This is a genomic window from Clostridium sp. 001 (assembly GCF_019056555.1).
GTDB lineage: Bacteria > Bacillota > Clostridia > Clostridiales > Clostridiaceae > Clostridium_B > Clostridium_B ragsdalei.
Genome location: NZ_CP020473.1, coordinates 3,043,114 through 3,063,517, shown reverse-complemented (window position 1 = coordinate 3,063,517; position 20,404 = coordinate 3,043,114). Strand labels below are relative to the sequence as shown.

13 protein-coding genes, 2 tRNA genes, 1 rRNA gene and 1 pseudogene are annotated in these 20,404 nt (G+C 31.0%); 3 read left to right on the top strand and 14 right to left on the bottom strand.

Annotated features, from left to right (window positions below; genetic code table 11):
• Positions 1-84: 84 nt before the first annotated feature.
• From B5S50_RS14245 to pckA, 5 genes are all read right to left on the bottom strand, one after another.
• Positions 85-161 (bottom strand) — tRNA-Ile (locus tag B5S50_RS14245).
• 4 nt (positions 162-165) lie between these two features.
• Positions 166-241 (bottom strand) — tRNA-Ala (locus B5S50_RS14240).
• Between the two features lie 284 nt (positions 242-525).
• A 16S ribosomal RNA gene (locus tag B5S50_RS14235) occupies positions 526-2,035 on the bottom strand.
• A 529-nt stretch (positions 2,036-2,564) separates the two neighbouring features.
• Positions 2,565-3,398 carry an undecaprenyl-diphosphate phosphatase gene (locus tag B5S50_RS14230; protein ID WP_013237304.1) on the bottom strand — a complete coding sequence of 278 codons (834 nt, stop codon included), beginning with the start codon at positions 3,396-3,398 and terminating at the stop codon, positions 2,565-2,567.
• A gap of 215 nt (positions 3,399-3,613) precedes the next feature.
• On the bottom strand, positions 3,614-5,182 hold the full coding sequence (gene pckA, locus B5S50_RS14225; RefSeq protein ID WP_217302169.1) for a phosphoenolpyruvate carboxykinase (ATP): 1,569 nt from the start codon (positions 5,180-5,182) through the stop codon (positions 3,614-3,616).
• Between the two features lie 569 nt (positions 5,183-5,751).
• Between pckA and B5S50_RS14220 the strand changes: the two genes are divergently transcribed.
• Entirely contained in the window at positions 5,752-7,110 is a 1,359-nt protein-coding gene (locus B5S50_RS14220; RefSeq protein WP_217302168.1) for a Mur ligase family protein, read from the top strand.
• A 30-nt stretch (positions 7,111-7,140) separates the two neighbouring features.
• Positions 7,141-7,875, top strand: coding sequence for a type 1 glutamine amidotransferase (locus B5S50_RS14215; protein WP_217302167.1), 735 nt, complete (start codon positions 7,141-7,143; stop codon positions 7,873-7,875).
• A 297-nt stretch (positions 7,876-8,172) separates the two neighbouring features.
• Here the strand turns inward: B5S50_RS14215 and B5S50_RS14210 are convergent, their stop codons facing one another.
• From B5S50_RS14210 to B5S50_RS14170, 9 genes and pseudogenes are all read right to left on the bottom strand, one after another.
• Positions 8,173-8,748 (bottom strand): transposase, encoded by a 576-nt coding sequence (locus B5S50_RS14210; protein WP_217302166.1) that lies wholly within the window; start codon positions 8,746-8,748, stop codon positions 8,173-8,175.
• Positions 8,711-9,265, bottom strand: coding sequence for a winged helix-turn-helix domain-containing protein (locus B5S50_RS14205; RefSeq protein WP_217302165.1), 555 nt, complete (start codon positions 9,263-9,265; stop codon positions 8,711-8,713). Before B5S50_RS14205 ends, B5S50_RS14210 begins: the two co-directional genes overlap by 38 nt.
• Positions 9,266-9,661: 396 nt before the next feature.
• Positions 9,662-10,468, bottom strand: coding sequence for a polysaccharide deacetylase family protein (locus B5S50_RS14200; protein ID WP_013237300.1), 807 nt, complete (start codon positions 10,466-10,468; stop codon positions 9,662-9,664).
• Positions 10,469-10,528: 60 nt separating this feature from the next.
• On the bottom strand, positions 10,529-13,126 hold the full coding sequence (gene clpB, locus B5S50_RS14195) for an ATP-dependent chaperone ClpB (protein ID WP_013237299.1): 2,598 nt from the start codon (positions 13,124-13,126) through the stop codon (positions 10,529-10,531).
• Positions 13,127-13,376: 250 nt separating this feature from the next.
• The gene (locus B5S50_RS14190; RefSeq protein ID WP_013237298.1) at positions 13,377-14,639 is read right to left on the bottom strand and encodes a helix-turn-helix domain-containing protein; all 1,263 of its coding nucleotides are present in this window, start codon (positions 14,637-14,639) and stop codon (positions 13,377-13,379) included.
• Positions 14,640-14,657: 18 nt separating this feature from the next.
• Positions 14,658-15,962 carry a helix-turn-helix transcriptional regulator gene (locus B5S50_RS14185; RefSeq protein WP_041705024.1) on the bottom strand — a complete coding sequence of 435 codons (1,305 nt, stop codon included), beginning with the start codon at positions 15,960-15,962 and terminating at the stop codon, positions 14,658-14,660.
• A 369-nt stretch (positions 15,963-16,331) separates the two neighbouring features.
• Positions 16,332-16,496, bottom strand: coding sequence for a YtxH domain-containing protein (locus tag B5S50_RS14180; protein ID WP_013237296.1), 165 nt, complete (start codon positions 16,494-16,496; stop codon positions 16,332-16,334).
• Between the two features lie 125 nt (positions 16,497-16,621).
• A pseudogene (locus B5S50_RS14175) lies at positions 16,622-17,371 on the bottom strand (ribonuclease H family protein); the annotation flags it as partial.
• Between the two features lie 26 nt (positions 17,372-17,397).
• Positions 17,398-18,354, bottom strand: a complete 957-nt coding sequence (locus tag B5S50_RS14170; protein ID WP_122058661.1) for a YkvA family protein — start codon at positions 18,352-18,354, stop codon at positions 17,398-17,400.
• Positions 18,355-18,635: 281 nt separating this feature from the next.
• Here B5S50_RS14170 and B5S50_RS14165 point away from each other — a divergent pair, with 281 nt between their 5' ends.
• Positions 18,636-20,381: an ATP-dependent metallopeptidase FtsH/Yme1/Tma family protein gene (locus B5S50_RS14165; RefSeq protein ID WP_217302164.1), complete on the top strand. Its 1,746-nt coding sequence runs from the start codon at positions 18,636-18,638 to the stop codon at positions 20,379-20,381.
• Positions 20,382-20,404 lie beyond the last annotated feature (23 nt).

Genomic DNA, 20,404 nt, shown 5'->3' with positions numbered 1-20,404 from the left:
TATTTCTTATTTACTGTGCAATTTTCAAAGGACAATTTTTCAATTTACATTATAAATTGAAAATGGTTTTCTAATGAAAACCTTTGGTGGGCTTAAATGGACTCGAACCATCGACCTCACGCTTATCAGGCGTGCGCTCTAACCAGCTGAGCTATAAGCCCTAAATGGTGGAGATAAAGAGATTCGAACTCTTGACCCTCTGCGTGCAAGGCAGATGCTCTCCCAGCTGAGCTATACCCCCAAAATACTTTTATTCTATTTTTAAAAAATTGCTATTAACTTCACAATACTTCGTCAAAACTTTCATTCCGGTGCTCATTTACACTAGTAAACTCCGCTCCTCATTCAAGTTTTTCCTTGTCTTGCTCGTTACTATCAATTTTTATCATCATCATACCACTTAAATTCAAAAGTGATACTGTGAAGAATCTATCTGATCCTTCAAAATTAAACAGAGTAGATTTTCTAACTTACTTAAACCATCAATTTATAAGATAGATTATACTCTATCTTTCGACTCCCTAGAAAGGAGGTGATCCAGCCGCAGGTTCTCCTACGGCTACCTTGTTACGACTTCACCCCAATTACTAACCCCACCTTCGGCCGCGTCCTCCTAAGTTAGACTACGGACTTCGGGTGTTGCCAGCTCTCATGGTGTGACGGGCGGTGTGTACAAGGCCCGGGAACGTATTCACCGCGACATTCTGATTCGCGATTACTAGCAACTCCAACTTCATGTAGGCGAGTTTCAGCCTGCAATCCGAACTGGGGGCAGTTTTTGAGGTTTGCTCCACCTTGCGGTCTTGCTTCTCTCTGTACTGCCCATTGTAGCACGTGTGTTGCCCTGGACATAAGGGGCATGATGATTTGACGTCATCCCCACCTTCCTCCGCGTTAACCGCGGCAGTCTTGCTAGAGTGCTCAACTAAATGTTAGCAACTAACAACAGGGGTTGCGCTCGTTGCAGGACTTAACCTAACATCTCACGACACGAGCTGACGACAACCATGCACCACCTGTATCCCTGCCCCGAAGGGCTTCTCTTATCTCTAAGATATTCAGGGTATGTCAAGTCCAGGTAAGGTTCTTCGCGTTGCTTCGAATTAAACCACATGCTCCGCTGCTTGTGCGGGCCCCCGTCAATTCCTTTGAGTTTTAATCTTGCGATCGTACTTCCCAGGCGGAGTACTTATTGTGTTTACTGCGGCACAGAAGGGGTCGATACCTCCTACACCTAGTACTCATCGTTTACGGCGTGGACTACCAGGGTATCTAATCCTGTTTGCTACCCACGCTTTCGTGCCTCAGCGTCAGTTACGGTCCAGAGAATCGCCTTCGCCACTGGTGTTCTTCCTAATCTCTACGCATTTCACCGCTACACTAGGAATTCCATTCTCCTCTCCCGCACTCTAGATATCCAGTTTGAAATGCAGTGCCCGGGTTAAGCCCGGGTATTTCACATCTCACTTAAATATCCGCCTACGCACTCTTTACGCCCAGTAATTCCGGACAACGCTCGCCACCTACGTATTACCGCGGCTGCTGGCACGTAGTTAGCCGTGGCTTCCTCCTTGGGTACCGTCATTATCGTCCCCAAAGACAGAGCTTTACAATCCGAAAACCTTCTTCACTCACGCGGCGTTGCTGCATCAGGCTTTCGCCCATTGTGCAATATTCCCCACTGCTGCCTCCCGTAGGAGTCTGGACCGTCTCTCAGTTCCAATGTGGCCGATCACCCTCTCAGGTCGGCTACGCATCGTCGCCTTGGTAGGCCGTTACCCTACCAACTAGCTAATGCGCCGCGGGTCCATCTCAAAGCGGATTACTCCTTTAAATCAGTCTCCATGTGAAAACTGATTATTATGCGGTATTAATCTCCCTTTCGGGAGGCTATCCCCCTCTTTGAGGTAGGTTACCCACGTGTTACTCACCCGTCCGCCGCTAATCCACTCCCGAAGGAGCTTCATCGCTCGACTTGCATGTGTTAAGCACGCCGCCAGCGTTCGTCCTGAGCCAGGATCAAACTCTTAATTTAAAAGTTTATATGGCTCTATAGAAAATTGATATTAACTTCGCCCAGCTTCGTCAAATACTTCACTCCGGTGCTCAATTACGTTAGTAAGTTCCGCTCCTCGTTCAGCATTTTCCTCGCTGTACTCGTTACTATCAATTTTAGTATATTACTAAATGTAATACACCAAATTACGAAATTACTTTTTTAGCTGCTCTCGCAGCTCAAAAGAATTGCTGGTTTATTCTAAATAAGTTGTACTTATATCTTCCTCTGTTTAATTTTCAAGGATCATTTTGACGCCTCATCTCGACGACTTTTTTAGTTTATCATGTATTTCTAACTCTGTCAATACTATTTTAAAATATAAATTCATAATTTAAAAAATATATTCTAACTATAATTAGTATCTGACAATTAGCAATAATGGACAATCAATAAAGATTTTTCTGATAACACAGAAAAATCTTTATTGATTGTCCATTATAAATTATAAATAGTGACTCATTTATATGTATGGATTGAGTCAAGCCTTACATCTTCTTACATAGCATTAAATATTTATAACTTTAGCAAAATACAATATAAGTATTATTGCTCCTATAAATATTCTATATACAGCAAAAACTCTCATTGGTTTTCTCTTTAAAAAATTTATAAACTTTTCTACTACAACTAACGCTACTATAAATGAAACTATAAATCCAACTGCCAGAGCAATAATTTGAGAAATATTCATAGATACATTTACTTTTATAAGTGACCATCCTGATGCTGCTATCATAGTAGGTATAGCAAGGAAAAAGGAAAACTCTGCTGCAGCTACATTTGTAAGTCCGCTTACCCATCCACCCATTATTGTGGACGCAGATCTAGACATTCCTGGCCAAAGTGAAAGGCATTGAAAACATCCTATCTTAAATGCTTGTACGAGGTTTACATTTTCAATTGTATTTGTACTATTTCCTTTCCTGTATTTGTTCTCCATATATATCATAAGGAAACCACCAAATACTAGTGCACAGGCAACAGTAACTGGATTAAATAATTTACTCTTAATTAAATCATTAAAACGCAATCCTAAAACAGCAGCAGGTATAAAAGCAACTAAAATAGTAAGCCAAAGTTTAAATCCCCATTTGCCCGGTTTAAGATTTTTAAGCGAATTAAAAATCTTATCCCAATAAAGTACTACTATAGCAAGTATGGCACCTAGCTGAATTACTACTTCAAACATATCTATATAAGCACCATTATATGTTGGTGCTTTGAAGTTTATCAGATTTCCTACTATTATCATATGACCTGTTGAAGATATTGGCAAGAACTCTGTTATTCCCTCGACTACTCCAATAGCAGCAGCTTTAATAATAAATAATAATTCCATTAACTTCACTCCCTATTAAATTTATAAACAAGTATTATTATACTATTACCGTAAGCTTTTTCACAGCATATATATTATTAATAATTTGTTACATAAGTAAAATTATCTTTTATTTCATATATGAATAAAGGATTTAGTGATGAAAATAAAATCAACTCATCACTAAATCCTATTTTTCCATATAAATTTCACTTAGATTATCTATAATAAATAGTTTAAGCTTCAGGTCCAGCTTTTGCTATATCTTCGGAAACATCTTTAAACTTCTCAAAGTTTTTACTAAACTTCAGCGCCAGCTTTCTCGCTGTCTCATCATATGCTTCTTTATCTTCCCATGTATTTCTAGGATTTAATATTTCATCAGGTACACCTGGACATCTTTTAGGCATCATTACTTTAAATACAGGATGTTCCACAAATTCAACATCCTTGAACTTCCCTTTCAAAGCTTCTCTAATCATAGCCCTTGTATAGGAAAGTTTTATTCTATCTCCATTTCCATATCCTCCAGATAGCCATCCAGTATTCACTAAATATACCTGAGTGTTATACTTGTCTATTCTTTCGCCTAACAATTTTGCATAGACAGCAGGATTCATTAACATAAACGGTTCACCAAAGCAAGAGGAAAAAGTAGCTTGAGGTTCAATTATTCCTCTTTCAGTTCCAGCTATCTTGCTAGTATATCCAGACATAAAGTGATACATTGCTGCTTCTTTAGAAAGCCTTGATATAGGTGGCATTACACCAAAAGCATCTGCGGTTAAAAATATTATAGTCTCTGGATTTCCTCCTACACCACTTTCTTCTATATTATCTATATAATTTATAGGATATGCTGCCCTTGTATTTTCAGTATATCTAGCATCATTATAATCAGGTACTCTATTCCCATCTGCCACTACATTTTCAACTACAGTTCCAAATTTTATGGCATTGTATATCTGACTTTCCTTTTCCTTATCAAGTCTTATAGTTTTAGCATAACATCCACCCTCAAAATTAAATACACCTTCATTAGACCATCCATGTTCGTCATCACCAATCAGTCTTCTTTCACCATCTGCTGATAAAGTAGTTTTTCCTGTTCCTGACAATCCAAAAAATAAGCAAGTTTTATTATCTTGTCCTATATTAGCAGAACAGTGCATAGGCATGACTCCTTTTTGTGGAAGCAAGAAGTTCATTACTGAAAATACTGATTTTTTTATTTCTCCCGAGTAACTGGTTCCCCCTATTAATATAATTTTTTTATCGAAATTTACTAAAATAAAGGCATCTGAATTTAAACCGTCTTCTTTGCCCTTAGCCTTAAATCCAGGTGCCGATATAATATTAAATTCAGGAGTAAAACACTTTAAATCCTCCTCCGTTGGTCTTCTAAACAATTGATTTGCAAACAACGCCTGGGATGCCCTTTCGCATATTACTCTTATAGGAAGGGTATATTTTTTTAAAGCTCCAACAAATCCATCAAACACAAAAATGTCTTTATCACTTATATAATTTAAAATCTTATCATACATTTTATTAAAAATATCTTCTTCTATAGAAAGATTTACATTTCCCCAGTTTATTTTGTTCCTAATGCTTTCTTGATTAACTATAAATCTATCTTTAGGAGATCTTCCTGTGTACTTTCCAGTATTAATCATAAGAGCTCCCTTATTTGATAAAAATCCTTCTCCTCTTTTAATTGAAAATTCCGTTAATTCTGATGGTGATAAATTTTTATACATATTTCTATATTTATTAATATTTAAATATGATAAGTCAATATTCATGATGTTTCCCCCTAAATTAGTTTATATTTATATATTACACCATTTATAGAAAAATGCAATAAAAAAATTATTTTAAATTTAATTATAAAGTATTTTATATATTTATACCTGTAATACTACACTATATACTTTGTGTATTTTTATATGTACTACATTAATTCTATGTATTTTTGAATATGAGCTATACTTTTTATTTATAAGTTAGGTCTATAATGAATTTTATCTTATTTAAACTTGCAAAACTACTTGATAAATTACTTCCATATTATAACTTATTTAACTATGCCCTTATATTATAATTTTAACAGTCTTATATATATACATTTATAAATCATACATTACTGTGGATGTTTATTTCCAAATTCTATTATTCAGCTTAAGAAATACAGTAAATTTACAACTTTTTAATGTAAAAATTATAATATTGTATTATAATATTAAGAGTTATTTACTTGCTCGTGTATTTGTTGTGTACTATAATAGACTTCAATCTTAAATTTAGGGCCTATAGACTTATGACAAACAATATGTAAAGTAAATAAACAAATGCTTTACTTAAGTTGAAGGTGGTGTTAAAAATTAACATAAAATCTTTTTTTAGTATTATTATTTCCAAGATCGTAATAAAATTATCAAAATTTTTATTTAAAGGAGGAAGTAATTTTCCTGGAAAAGTTGCTTTAAAATTAGATAAGAATATTCTTAAAACCATATGTAAGGATTATAAAATTATACTTATAACAGGTACAAATGGTAAAACTACAACTACAAGTATGGTCTACAACATGCTAAAGGATGGGAAAAAACGTGTAATTACAAACAATACAGGTGCAAATATGCTGACAGGTATAGTTTCATGTTTTATAGAAAATTATTCGTTTAAAAAATGTAGTGAGACAAACTATGCAGTTATAGAATGTGATGAAGCAAATGTTCCTTTATTTACAGATTATATAACTCCAGAAATTATAACTGTAACAAACTTATTTAGAGATCAACTTGACAGATATGGAGAAGTTTACACTACATTAAACAAAATTCTAAAAGGTATCAAAAAAGTACCTCTTTCAAATTTAATACTTAACGGAGACGAATCTCTTCTTGGAGATCTAAATTTACCAAACAGAACTATTTATTATGGATTTAATTGTTCTCCAACAAATATAAAAAAAGTAGATACTAATGCAGACGCTAAGTTCTGCAAAAAATGCAAAAATCCTTACAAATATAATTTTCTTACATATAATCATTTGGGCGATTACTACTGTGAAAAATGTGGTTATAAAAGACCTGAATTGGATTATACTTTAGATGAAATAAAAGAGCAGACTCCAGATGGATCATTAGTAATAATTAATGAAAAGGAATATTATATAAATCAACCAGGTACATATAATATGTATAATGCCCTATGTGCTTATTCTATAGCAATGGTTTGTGGAATATCTACTTCCTGTATATATGATTCTCTAAAAAAACAAAAGAGCAGTTTTGGAAGACAGGAAGTCATAAATATAGAAGGTAAAGAAGTTAAAATAATCTTAGTAAAAAATCCTGCTGGTTATGATCAAGCTATAAATACTTTAAGCCTTGACAACAGGATCTTTAACCTAGCTGTACTTCTAAATGACAATTATGCAGATGGAAGAGATGTATCTTGGATATGGGACGTGAATTTTGAAAAGCTGTCTTCACTGGATATAGATAAAATAATGATTTCAGGTATAAGACTTTATGACATGGCCGTAAGATTAAAAGTAGCAGGATTACCCCAAGACAACTTTATAATTTGTAAGCACTATGAAAATCTAATTGATGAAGTAAAAAGTTGTAAGTCAAATACAGTATATGTATTAGCCACTTATACTGCTATGATAACTTTCAGGAAATTTCTCAATTTCAAGGGATATATCAAAAAGCTGTGGTAAAATATTAGAGAAATAGGGAGTGTATCTAAAATGGAATTAAACATATGTCACTTATATCCTGATTTATTAAATGTATATGGAGATTTAGGAAATATACTCATATTAAAATATAGGGCACAGCAGCGGGGTATAGATATAAATGTATTTAACATATCTCTTGGAGATCCCTTTGACAGCTCTAAATATGACATAACTCTTTTTGGTGGTGGCCAGGACTATGAGCAGTCTATAGTATCAGAGGACCTTGTCAAAAATAAAAGAGAAGGTATCGTAAGTTACATTGAAGATGGTAAAGTATTTTTATCAATTTGTGGAGGCTATCAACTTCTTGGAAAGTACTATTCTACACCTGATGGCCAAAAACTGCCAGGTCTTGATGTACTTAATATATATACAGAAGGCGGCAGCAATAGATTTATAGGAAATACAGTTATATATAACGAAAAGTTTAAAGAAACTTATGTGGGCTTTGAAAATCATTCTGGTAGAACTTACATAGGAGATTTAGAACCTCTTGGAAAAGTAATTGTAGGTTATGGTAATAATGGAGAAGATGGATACGAAGGCTGCATATACAAAAATTGCTTTTGTACTTATTTTCACGGTTCTCTCCTTTCTAAAAATCCTGAATTAGCAGATAGATTTATATATACAGCTATTTCTAAAAAATATGGTGATACAAAACTTGACCCTCTAGATGATACCTTAGAATTAAATGCTAAAAAATTTATAATAGAAAGAGAAACCAAAACTAAATCTAATTAATTTACATCTTTATGTAGAGTTTCTAAACGGAAAATCAACTTATACTCCGGATATTTTTTACAACCTTCAGTTCATTAAATATTTTGATAAGTCTAAGTAGAAAATTTGTAAAAACTTAAGGACTTTTGAAAACTCGTACCTCAAACAATTCAAAAGTCCTTAGTTTTTTAACAAATTTCCTACTAAGACTTATATGCAAAATATTTAAAAGAACTTCATTATTGTAAAAATATGCCTGCGTATAAGTTGATTTTTTAGTTAGAAAACCTATATAGGGTTTCTAAGTGATAATTTAACTTATACTAGGAAACTTCTAGCATAAGCTAATGAATGAATCTTAGCAAAATTAGAATTAAGTTCGTCAAAAAGAATTTTAATATCTGATACTAATTCCCATATACAACTTCTAGCAGATGGTTTAAACAACTTTGCTTTTAGGTTTCTCCATATATTTTCTTGAGGGTTCATATATGGGGAATACCTTGGTAGAAGTACTACCTTCAATTTATCTTTGTTATCATAGTAAAAGCTTTGCATTAGCTTACTTGTATGGGTTTTAGCATTATCCATAAATATTACAATTTTTTTATTAGGATTAAGTTCCATCAGATATTCTATATGCGACTTAATTTTTTCAGATGTTATAGATTCTTGGGAAGAATAAACATCATTGACAGTATGAAAATTATTTAAAATTGAAGTAGACCCTACAATATTTACCCCTTTATGCGAAGCATTCTTCTCTAGTATAGGGGGATTACCTACAGGGCTCCAAGATGAATAGTTGTCCGACTCTATGCTAATACCAGTCTCATCTAATGCATATACAATAGTATCAGATGAAGACTCTAAAGTATCTAGCAGTTTTGGCATTTTTTTTAAAAGCTTCTTGTTCATCTTTATCAGCTTTTGTAGGTTTAGGTTGAGATCTTTTATAAGATATATTATGAGATATTAAAATGGATCTGATAGTTTCATTACAAACTTTTACTCCATATGTTTTTTCAACATATAGAGCTAAAAGCGCTAAAGTCCAAGTATGACATGTAAAATCAAAATCTATAGGGGATTTTTTTAGAACTACGTCTATAAGATCATCAACTATTTCTGGTTCTAATTTAGCTTCACTACCGCCACGATGATCTTTTATAGCTTTGATGCCAACTTCGTTCCAATTTTTAATATGTTTAACTATAGATACTTTACTTAGACCTGTTTCTATCATAATATCTCTATTTGAGCATCCTCGATATCTCATAGTAACCACAGCTAATACTAATCTAGTAAATTTAGAATTCGTAGTGTTTTTTAGCTCAATTAAATCTTCAATTTTATAATCATACAGTGATTCTATTTCAAATGATTCTATTTCAAATGATTTTCTTCCCATAATTAAAACTCCTTTCTCCGTACATTTAGTATTTGGAGAAGAATTTTAATTATTCTGTATAAGTTAATATTTTAGTTAGAAACCCTACATATATTGTAAAATTTAATTGCACCCTTAACTATTTATATGAATGATTCTAATTGAAATTTTAACTTATACATAAAATATACTAACAAAACGGAAATCACACTTAAAAACTTTTTTTATAAGTCTTAGTGAGGTATTTTAGAAAATCTTAGAAGCTTATATATGTCTGAGGTACGAGTTTATATAAGCTTCTTTAGATTTTCAAAATGCCGAACTTTAGACTCATAAAAAGTTTTTAGTGTGATGATTTTTGTTAGTATATGGCTGGTATAAGTAAACTTTCTACTTAGAAACTCTCTATAATTTTAGTCATCTATTAATGATTCCTTTATCTGTCATTCTAAACTCCTCTTCTAAAGTTATACCATCAAAAGTTCTAAAAGCAAAGCCTTCTTTTTTTAAATAACTTATAATATCTGGCAGTGCTTCTACTGTAGAAGTTTTATAGTAAGAATCATGCATTAAAACTACTGCAATTTTTTTATTCTTGCATCCATCTATTACATTTTGTTTTATAATATCTTTGGACACAAAACGTTTATCTGCATCCCCTGAAACCACGTTCCAATCTACATACTTCATTCCGTTTCCCTTTAAAGTCTTCTTTATAATATTTAAATTGCTTACACTTGCTACTAAGTTATCTGACCCACCTGGAAGCCTCACAAATACTATAGAATCTTTTCCCGTTATATTCTTTATTATATTTTTACAAACTCGAAAATCCTCTAAGTATGCATCCAAACTGCTGTACATCTCTTTATAATTATGAGAATATGTATGTACTCCTATACTCATACCGCTGTCACTTAGCTGCTTTAATATAGAAGGATTTTCTTTTGCCTTTTCACCTACTATAAAAAAAGTAGCTTTTACTCCATTTTGTTGTAATATATTTAATATCTTTGTAGTGTTATTTACAGAAGGACCATCATCAAAAGTTAAGAATACTTCTTTAGAATACGTTGGTGCATTATCTTTAGCTAAAACAATATTTTTTCTCTCTTCCGCAAAATTATATTTTACACAATCCCATTTACATATTAAGCTTATACAAGCAATTACAAATAAATAGATAAAAATACCATATATGATTGAATAGACAGGTTTTTTCATAAAAAACACCCTCTTTTTTAACGTTCTATCATATATGGTAACCTTTATTTTAATAAATAATTATAGTTTTTCTATTTTAAACTTATCATTTTCATAATCTACTCTTACCTTGCAGCCTGTATATATATCTCCATTAATTATCTTCTTTGCAATAGATGTTTCCAGAATGTTTTCTATATATCTTTTTAAAGGCCTTGCTCCATAAACAGGATCATAACCTTCTTCTGCCATAACTTCTTTTGCTTTTGGGGTTATTTGTATGGATATATTTTTCTCCTTAAGCCTATTTTCTATATCCTTTAGGAATATATCTATTATGAATTTAATTTCTTCTGTGTTTAGGGGCTTAAACATTATTATATCATCTAGTCTATTTAAAAATTCAGGTTTAAACTTAAATTTCATGTCACTCATTACTTTGTCTCTTACATCTTTATCTATTCCATTACTGCTTTTGTTCTGTAATAAATAACTGCTTCCTATGTTAGAAGTCATAATTATAATAGAATTTTTAAAATCAACTACCTTACCCTGATTGTCAGTAAGCCTTCCATCATCTAATATTTGAAGGAATATATTAAACACATCTTCATGAGCCTTTTCTATTTCATCAAATAATATTACACTATATGGTTTTCTTCTCACTGCCTCCGTAAGCTGACCTCCTTCGTCATATCCTACATATCCTGGAGGAGCTCCTATAAGTCTCGAAACAGAATACTTTTCCATATACTCTGACATATCTATTCTTATTATATTTTCTTCACTATCAAACAGAGTCCTTGCTAAAGTTTTTGCAAGTTCAGTTTTACCTACACCTGTAGGTCCTAAAAATATAAAAGAACCTATTGGCCTTTTAGGATCTTTCATACCCGCTCTTGCTCTAAGTACCGCATTTGAAACTGCTGTAACTGCTTCCTTCTGACCTATAACTCTCTTTGCAAGTTCATCTTCTAATTTTACTAATTTCTGTCTTTCCCCTTCTACTAATTTTGAAACAGGTATTCCAGTCCATTTAGATACTATCTGAGAAATTTCTTGTTCTGTAACTTCTTCTTTTAACATTGCAGCTTCATTGTTTTCTTTAATAGATTGCTCTTTTTCATCTATAGTACTTTCCAGTTTTGGAATAACACCATATTTTAATTCTGCAATTTTATTTAAATCATATTCTCTCTCTGCTTTTTCAATTTGTCCTCTTGCCTCATCCAGCTGTTTCTTTAAATTTCTAACCTCAGTTATATTTGCCTTTTCCTTTTCATACTTAGCAGTCATCTCATTATCTCTATCTTTAAGATTGCTAAGTTCCTTTTCTACTGCTTTAAGTCTTTCCATTGAAGCAGTGTCTTTTTCTTTGGAAAGCGCCTCTTTTTCAATCTCAAGCTGAAATATTTTTCTTTTAACATTATCCATTTCAGTTGGCATGCTGTCAATTTCAGTTCTTATCATAGCACAAGCTTCATCAATTAAATCTATAGCCTTATCTGGAAGGTATCTATCTGTTATATATCTATCTGACAGCTTTGCGGCAGCCACAATAGCAGAATCATGAATTCTTATACCATGATATATTTCAAACTTTTCCTTAAGCCCCCTAAGTATAGAGATAGAATCCTCTACAGTAGGTTCATCTATAACCACCGGTTGAAATCTTCTCTCTAAAGCCTTATCTTTTTCTATATATTTTCTATATTCATCAAAAGTAGTTGCCCCTATGCAGTGCAATTCACCTCTTGCTAGCATTGGTTTTATTAAATTTCCAGCATCCATAGAACCTTCTGTTTTTCCAGCTCCAACTATGGTGTGAATTTCATCTATAAAAAGCACTATTTTTCCTTCGCTTTTCTGTACTTCTTTTAATACGGCCTTTAATCTTTCTTCAAATTCTCCTCTAAATTTGGCACCAGCAATTAATGCTCCCATATCTAGTGAAAATATTATCTTATTTTTTAAGCCTTCTGGTATATCTCCTCTTACAATTCTCTCTGCCAAACCTTCAATTATAGCAGTTTTTCCTACCCCTGGATCACCTATTAGTACAGGATTGTTTTTAGTTCTTCTTGAAAGTATTCTAACAACTCTTCTTATTTCTTCATCTCTACCTATAACCGGATCAAGTTTATGTTTTTTTGCCTCTTCCACGAGATTTCTCCCATACTTTGCAAGTGCTTCATAAGTTCCCTCTGGATCCTGAGTTTCAACTCTTTGATTTCCCCTTACTTGAGACAAGGCTTCTAAAAATGCATCTTTTGTAATATCAAATTTCTTAAGTATACCGTCTACGTCAGAAGAGTGAACTTCCATGATACCAAGCATTACGTGCTCTACACTTATATATGAATCTTTGAATTTTTGAGCTATCTTTTCTGCTTGCAAAAAAACATCTTCAAATCTTCTAGTTGCATAGACGGAGGAACTTTGTGCTCCTTCTCCCAGCACTTTAGGCATCTTGTCTAATACATCTTTAGTTTCCTTTACCAGAGATTTTAAATTTACAGACATCTTTCCAAATATATTTGGAATAAGTCCATCTTGCTCAAACACTAAAGCTGAAAACATATGAATCACATCTACCTGTTGATGATTATATCTCACTGCTGTAAGTTGTGCTTCATTCATTGCATTTTGAACTTTTATTGTAAGTTTATCTATGTTCATAATAAAAATACGTCACGCAAAACTTAAAACAAGTTTTAACGCAGCTCCTCCTTTCTAAACCTCTTTAGATTAATTTAATTTATATGATAACTACCCACTCTAATACTGACACTTAGCGAAGTGTGAGTATTAGAGCGGCTATGCCCCTGGATAATGAGTTCTAAGCATCAGGTAGTTAAAACTCCACCTGATGCCTAGAACTCTGTTTATTAAACAAGAAAATATAATTTTTTCAGTTTTATAAGTAAACCTATAAAAAATTATATTTTTGTTTTAAATCAATGGCAATATTAAAATATTTAAGAGCCTCCTGAACCTTTTTCATATCATAATACATACATCCTATTTCCATATATCTTTCATACATGCAGATATTTGTTTGAAATTTCGATAGAGCATCCAGTGAAAGATTCATATACATTTCCCCTTCAGCTAACTGACCTTTTTTTATAAATATCAACGCTTTATAATAGTATGCTCTTTCTATAAGAACTATATCATTTAACTTTATAGAACAATCTAAAGCTATATTACATATACTTTCAACTATATCCCAAATTTGATTTTTTATCAAAATACCTACTATTTTGATTACAAAATTAGCAAATTCCTCTGCATGCTCTTTAGGATGTATTTTCAATGCTTCATTTATATAAAATACTGCCTTCTCACTCATATTTAAAGTAAACATAACTTCAGCATATTCAACCATAGATGTGGATTTATCTTTTAAATTATCTTTATAAAATTCATTTGCCTTTTTTTCATATACTTTGAATTTTTCAGTATCATTTTTTAAAGAAAGTATTGCTAAAATATGATAAACTTTTGCTTTTTTTATGTCTCCATCTATCATGTTTATAAATTTTGTAATCGTATCAGACAATTCATAAGCCTTTTCATAATCATTAAGAGCAATAAAACAAATTATTTTATTATATGTAATTTTTCCTAGTAATTCATTACTACCAGTTTCTGCTGCAATGTCTAACACATTATCATAATAATTTATAGCCTGTGAAAATTCTTTTGTTTTAAAAAAATATTTGCCAACATCCATATAATACAGGATTGCTTTTTCTTTAGAAAAATTTTTTTGTAAATATTCATAATACTTTACAATTATATTATACAACTTTTCTAATTCACTTTTTTCTAGATAATAGTTAAATAAGAGATGTATTATCCTAAAACATATATTATCATAGTTATACCGTTCAGCAAATTTAAAATTATATACTAAATTTTTTTCATAATTTTTTTTATCTTGTTTTTTCTCAATATCATCTATATTTTTTATTATTTGATTTTTTATATCTAATTTCAGATACTCAAAACTAATTTCAAGTTTGTCTGATAAAAATTCTAAAATCCAATCTTCTGGTTTTATTTTATCATTTTCAATGCAGCTCATTTTAGAAATTGATATCTTACTATTACACAGTTCCTTCAAAGTATATCCCTTATATATGCGTGCTCTTTTAACTTTTTCTCCAGTAGAAAGTATCTCCATAATTATCACCTATTTTATTTAATACTCTTTTAATATTCCAATTCTTTTAAAAATTTCAACACCTTCACTTAAATACTTAGCTGCTTCCTTATCCATCTTGCTATCTTCATAGAATTTTCCAAGTTTTATTGATATATCTGCAGCTTCTTTAGTATAATTCATTTTTATCGCAAAATTCAATGCATCAATTAATGTATTTTCTGCTTCTTTTTTATTACACTCAATCATATTTATTCTAAATTTCATCATGTAATAATATACTAATGATTTATTATTTTTTTCGTCTATCTTGTCCCTTATTTCTTCTAGAACTTTCTTTGAATTTATAATATCCTTTAATTTTATATAATTTTCACATATATTTATAAGTGTGTCCACAATTTTGCCATCTTTACATTTCATTCGCAGCTCTTTTGCTTTATTTAAATGTATAAATGATTCTTCAATATTATTAAACTCTCCAAAAAGTTTACCTAGATTATTTTCAATTCTTGCAGTATTTATTACATCTTCTAATTTTCTGTATACATTTAATGTTTTTTTAGAATACTTTATTGCATTATTTATATCTCCCTTTTTATTATACTCTTCTGCAAGTAAAAATAAGCTTTTAGCATATTCTTCCTTATTATCTATCTGCCTAAACTTCTCATTTGCCAGATAAGAATAGTTTATCGCTTCCTCCATATTTTCTAATTTAAAATTTATACAAGCTGTATAATAATATATTTGTCCAAGCAAGAAATCATTTCCTATATTATTTTCCTTATATACATTCTCCGCCTGCTGCAAATAACTGCTGGAAGCATGATATGATTTCATGCTTATTGTAATCTTCCCCAAACTTATAAAAGTTTTTATAATTTCTTCATATTTATTATTTTTTATAAAAACAACATTAGCAGACAATAAAAGCTGTTGAGCAATAGGATATTCTTTTCTCGCTGTATAGATTGTCCCCTTTAAATATAAATTCTTTGCTTTTTCATATTGTAAGGAATACTTTTCTGAATAATATATAGCCTCTTCTATATACTTTTCCGATTGACTCAAATTTCCACTTATTATATAAGATTCGGCTATATTTTCAAAATAAGTACATATTTTTTGTGCTTGAGTTTCTTCTGACTCCATTAAATACTCAATGGAAGTATTCAATTCACCTGCTAAGTATTCCAACAAATCCATACTAGGATTTGACTTTCCTGATTCCACCAAACTTATTTGTCCAGGTGTAATTCTATCCCCTGCCAAATCTTTTAAAGTCATATTGAGTTCTTTTCTTCTTCTCTTTATTTTTTCTCCTAAAGAAAGTATTTCCATCATTCACTCTTCCTTTATTAATCACAATTTTTGTTTCATGCCTACTTGTTCCAATATGTTACATTTTTTTCAATATATAAAAAATAAAAGCTACACCTTGGGATAACAATATCTAAATATTACATATAATTAAAGTTATATGTAATGTGAAGATTTTTGTTTAGGATAATTTTTAAACCATATTAAAATATTATCCTATATTAGTATCATTATAACATATTTTTAATTATAATATGAAAACTTTAAAAAATAAAAGCATATTGCCACAAACCTAAACAATATAGTCTAAATTAATAAAAAAACAATGTAAAATGCACATCTTTATTATTAAAAGCGTACATTTTACATTGTACTTATTAGGATTCTATACTATCTCATCCAATTCATAACTCCACCGTACATATTTCCTGCAGTATTTCTTAAGTATCTAGAAGTTTTTCTTATCATTCTCTTTTTAGATCTATCTAATTCTGGTACTACCATCATTCCTACTGCTGCACCAATTACTGCACCTGCTACAAACTTTCCACGCATTTTATTACACTCCTCTCTTTAAAAAATGCTTTTTCTTTTACAGAACTATGATTTTTTATGTTCTTTAGATAGATTATGCAAATTTATTTTTTTTAAACAGCTTAATTTTTACATTTTCATATATCAATAACCTTTATATTTTTTTCACCTTTAGGTGCAATTTTTAATATCTCATTCTTTACCTCATCATTAGCTGTCTTTATCTCATTATTCATTAACCATTTTTGAACACTTTTTTTTGATTCTATTTGTAACTTTTCCTTGCACTTTTCATCTGCCAATTCATTAAACAAATCCCCAGTATGACTATCTACTTTAACAAATATAACCTCAATGTTTTTCATAAGCTCGCTCATTTCTTCGTAATATTTTATAGATGAGGCTTCTTTTCTCTCCCATAGCCCAAGGGCGTGCTTGCAGGTTCCTTCATAGTCGTGGAACAAAACGACTTTTTTCTCTCCCTTAGACAAAGCATATTGTACTCCTCTAACAGCTGCTTTTAATTCTCCAGATATTTGCCTTATATTCTTACCTTCTTCACAAGAATGTGAATCGCTTTCTATATAATAAACTACATTACCTTTAACTGCCACCAATGCATAAGAATACATCTCCGTTGAAATGTTATAACTTCCATCCACATATACATGTAAACAATCTTTAGGATAGTTGCCCTCAGACTTTTTTAAAATCTTATCCTCTCCTTTTAAATATTCCAAAGCTGAATTTGTATCCTTAAAACTCTTATATGTAGCACCTTTAACACCTTTTACACGTTTTAGACATTCTCCCCAGGTGTTTACTATAATATTTTGAACCTTTTCATTTTTTTCAAAATCATATCCTTCTTTTATAGCATATACTTTTTTAACCATATCAATTTACGTGTTATATCAATCCCTTATGTAACACTTCTCCCCTCTTTTTCTTTTCTTTCAGATGATTTGAATACATTGCTTAGCTGATTTAAAACCTTAGAAACATTTGCACTTCCAATTATTTTTGTAATATATTGTACTGCTTCTCTTGTAACCAGAATTATATTTTCCTTACCCTGCCAATTTTCAATTATGATTTCTTCTGGTATTTCATCTATTATAGTATTAAGTGCAAAAAACGCCAGAGCAACATCATCTATTTTCCCAACAAAAGGTATAAAATCAGGTATTATATCTATAGGACTTGCAAGGTAAGCTATTACGCCTGACAGCATAATCTTAACCTTTATTTTAACCCTTTTGTCCTTAAATAATCTTATAAATAACATTATAATATCCGGTACAAGCATCCCATACTCTACGATTTTTTCATATTTTTGCGGCACCTTACTTACAACTTTTTTTCTAAACTTATGATACTTATCTAGAATAAGTATACTTCTTTTCTTTTTCTCTATGTTTGGAAATTTCTTTTTTTCCTCATATCTTATATCTTCTGCTTCTACCTCTAGTGCTCTAGGAAGTATTTCTACTTTTTTTAATTTAAGATTAAAGTAAGGTATCAGCTTTACTGCCAGATTTAAATCCACTCTTACTGTATCTCTGTCCACCTCTACCCCATAAGGAGAAAAGTTATCTAATAATTTCTTAAGGACAATATTTTTTACATTCTTAAATACCCTAAACTTATACACATGTACATCAAATATTTTTAAATTTATTATATTGTTATTTATATTTCCTATTCCCATCTTAACTTGAAAATTAACAGATATTTTGCTCTTATATGTCCCTTCTATTGTTATTATTTCATTTATACTTATCTTTTCTATATTAAGTCCTTCTATATTCACATACTCATGAACTATACCAAGTATGTCTTGTTCTGTCAAAATTGCTTTTCCAAAGGACACTTTCATATATAAATCTCCTCCCTAAATTTACAAACTTCTTATTATAAAGTATACAGTAAATTAAATTTTCTGCAATAAACAATTCTAAAATTCCCATACTAGTTCCATAAATTACTTTAGCAAAATTTATGATTTTAATTAGACTAATTTATAAAAATATTATAATATCATTATATGATTTTATAAAGTTTCGTTTGTTTTTACAAAATTCGACTATAGAACTTATAATTTTAAGTTAATTCATATAAATCACTGTAAATAATCTATCTCAAGAAAGGAGAACTTAAATGAAAAAGATAAAAAATAAGTTTATAATAATTCCTATTTTAACCTTTATTTTATCTCTTTGCATGTTACTATTTATGAATTATAGTAACAGCTCTGTACCCTATAAGTCATATATTTCGTTTCAAAAAGATGTATCAAAGAAAATAGTTTCAACAGTGTATATGACAGATTCCTCCCAAATAAGAGTAAAATTAAAAAACGGAAGCATATATGATACGGATAATCCTAGAACCCCTAATGCTAAAGAAGTACTTTTAAACGATGGAATAAGTGTATCTGAGCAATATACTGTAAATAACAGGCAAGCTTATCCTACTGCTATACTTATAATTTCCATTATGACAGCTGTTTTTATGGCACTTAAGTTTTCTAACAAATCTTCTAAAAAAATAGTATCTCTCGATTCCTTAGATGCTTCTGCCATAGAAGATTCTAATTGTAATTTTAAAAGTGTAGCGGGAAATGAGGAAGCTAAAGAGAGTGTCCAGGATATAGTTGATTTCTTAAAGAACCCTAAAAAATATGCGTCTTATGGTGCAAGAATGCCAAAAGGGATTTTATTATTCGGTGAGCCAGGAACCGGAAAAACTCTCCTTGCAAGAGCCATTGCAGGTGAAGCAGAAGTCCCATTTTATGCTGTTTCAGGCTCTGATTTTGTACAAGTATATGTAGGTGTAGGTGCCAGCCGTATAAGACAGCTATTTAAAAAAGCTAAAAGCAATAAATCTGGAAAAGCGGTTATCTTTATAGATGAAATAGACGCTATAGGTAAAAAAAGAGATGGCTCAGGAAGTACCGGAGGCTCTGATGAAAGAGATCAAACTTTAAATGCTCTGCTTACAGAAATGTCTGGATTTAATGAAAAAGAGGGAATTGTAATAATAGCTGCCACCAATAGGTTAGATATGCTAGATCCTGCCCTTTTAAGACCTGGAAGATTTGATAGACATATAGAAGTAACTCTTCCTGACGTTTCTTCAAGGGAAAAAATTATATCTCTCCACTTAAAAAACAAACCTGTAGACAATATAGATGTACATGAGTGGGCTCAAAAAACTTCTTACTTTTCAGGTGCAAAAATTGAGAGCTTAATAAATGAAGCTGCAATACTCGCCTGTAAAGAAGATAGTACTTATATAGAAAACAAGCACATTGATAAAGCTTTTTCCATAGTACTAACAGGGTATGAGAAAAAAGATAGGGATTATATAAAAGATATAGATAAAAGAATAACTGCTTACCATGAAGTAGGCCATGCTCTAGTATCCTCAAAAGTACTTCCAAATGAAAAGATTTCTAAAATAACAATCATTCCAAGTACTAAGGGAGCTGGAGGTTATACATTAAGTATACCTGAGGACAAGCTCTATCAAAATAAAGATTACCTACGTAAAAGAATAATGGTACTTTTAGGTGGAAGAGCTGCTGAAGAAGTTATCTTTGGAGCAGATTACGTAACCACAGGTGCCTATAATGATCTTCAGCATAGCACAAACATAGCCTTTAAAATGGTAACTCAGTATGGAATGGGAAGCACTTTAGGTCTTTTAAATATGAGGGAGCTATCAGATTTAAATATAAATCAAAATGAGATTATCAAAGAGTGTAAGTGTCTTACAGATTCAATATATAATGATGTAAAAAATATTCTTATTGAAAATAGACACTGCCTTAAAGCCACAGTTCAGTTGCTTATGGAAAAAGAAACCTTATTTTCAAATGACTTAAAAGATTTATTTATTTAGCAATTACTCACCTTTCGCACATA